This is a genomic window from Pseudomonas sp. JV245A (assembly GCF_032424515.1).
GTDB classification, from domain to species: Bacteria; Pseudomonadota; Gammaproteobacteria; order Pseudomonadales; family Pseudomonadaceae; genus Aquipseudomonas; species Aquipseudomonas protegens.
Window position 1 is genome coordinate 1 of record NZ_VYKE01000596.1, and the last position, 345, is coordinate 345.

Below are 345 nucleotides of genomic sequence, written 5' to 3' on the forward strand. Positions count from 1 at the left end.
AGGCAAGCAACTGCCCCTGCAGGGCCACGGTGGCCGCGTTGAAAAAATCCTTGAGCGACAGTTCCAGCTGGAACTGCCGGGCGATGCGTTCGATCAACCGGGCCGCCAGCAGGCTGTTGCCGCCCAGGGCAAAAAAGCCCTGGTGCCGGCCCACCTGCGGCACCTCCAGCAGCTCCTGCCAGAGCGCGGCCACGGCCTCTTCCCATTCCCCTTGCGGCGGCTCGGCACTCTGCGGCTGGATGCCCCGGCGCTGCTCCTGCAGCAGCCACAGCAAAGCCGCGCGATCGACCTTGCCGTTAGTGCTCAGGGGCAGTTCCGGCAGGCTCAGCCAGAGGTCCGGGAGCA

1 protein-coding gene is annotated in these 345 nt (G+C 67.8%); it reads right to left on the minus strand.

What is annotated here, in order from left to right; genetic code table 11:
- A partial coding sequence (locus tag F6S12_RS33205; protein WP_315870046.1) for a phosphopantetheine-binding protein occupies positions 1 to 345 on the minus strand: 345 nt, incomplete at both ends.